At 51.9% G+C, this 1,287-nt stretch carries 1 protein-coding gene; it reads left to right on the top strand.

The window, feature by feature from the left end; all coding sequences use genetic code 11:
• Positions 1–43: 43 nt before the first annotated feature.
• Positions 44–1,287: condensation domain-containing protein (locus ACL9RM_RS26405; protein WP_414126693.1), on the top strand; the 1,244-nt coding region annotated here is incomplete at its 3' end.

Here is a 1,287-nt window from a genome sequence, read left to right as displayed (position 1 = left end):
CATCGTCGCAACGCTGGCACCGCATATGCACGAGGTCAGTCGTATGGCAGATCAGGGAGAAGTGAGCGGAGAAACGGCGTTGCTTCCGATCCAGCATGGGTTCTTTGCGCAGGCCCAAGTGGATGCGCATCACTTTAATCAGGCCGTTATCCTGCACCGGGAGCAGGGCTTTGACGAAGCTGCTCTGCGTCAGGCGCTTGGCAAACTAGCAGAGCACCATGATGCTCTGCGGATGGTGTTCAGCAAGACCGAGCAAGGCTATAAAGCATGGAACCGCGGAATACAGGAAGGTGAGCTGTATCATCTGGACGTGCTGGACTTTAGGGATTTGACGGATGAAGCCATGCTCAGCGCGGCAATTGAGGCGAAAGCCAATAAAATTCAAAGCAGTATCCAACTGCAAGAAGGACCGCTGTTAAAGGCGGGTTTGTTCCACTGTGCAGATGGGGACCATCTCCTGATGGCGATTCACCATTTGGTCGTGGACGGGGTATCCTGGCGTATCTTGTTTGAGGATTTGGCTACTGCCTATGAACAGGCTGTTCATCAGGAAGTGCTTCAGCTGCCGGACAAAACGGATTCATTCCGTTCCTGGTCACAAAAACTTTCCACCTATGCGAATAGCGCAGCCATGGACAGTGAACACGCCTATTGGGAGCAATGGAACGCAGCCGCTTGGGCTGACCAAGTACGTTTGCCTGAGGATCAAGCGCAGGCTGAGCCCTTTACCTTGGCTGACACGGATACAGTGGTCGTCCAGCTTACGGAGGAAGAGACATCAAAATTATTGAAGCAAGCACACCGCGCATATAACACGGAAGTGAACGATCTGCTTCTGACTGCTTTGGGCATGATGCTGTACACGTGGACGGGTCATGAACGCAGTCTGATTAATTTAGAGGGACACGGACGTGAGAACATTTTGCCGGGTACGGACCTTTCTCGTACGGTAGGCTGGTTTACGAGTCCATATCCAGTATTGCTGGACATCGGTCGCAATCACGCTTGGTCGGAACGCATCAAACAGGTCAAAGAGAGCCTGCGCCTTATTCCGCATAAAGGAATGGGCTACGGAATCTGGAGATATTTGAGTGAATCCGGCCAAGTCGCTAGTCAGCAAGCAGGTGTGCTGAACCTTGGTCAATATCAAGCTTTTGCCGAGCCACAAGTAAGCTTTAACTATCTCGGACAGCTGGATCAGGACTTGCCAAACAGCGGTATGCGTAGGTCTCCTTACTCAATTGGATCGGTCGTTAGTGACCGGACGAAGATGAAATATGCTCTCGA

The sequence above is a fragment of the Paenibacillus sp. S29 genome (genome assembly GCF_049319765.1).
GTDB lineage: Bacteria > Bacillota > Bacilli > Paenibacillales > Paenibacillaceae > Paenibacillus > Paenibacillus polymyxa_B.
Note: the sequence above shows the minus strand (reverse complement) of the source record. Positions and strands in the feature narration are given on the sequence as shown.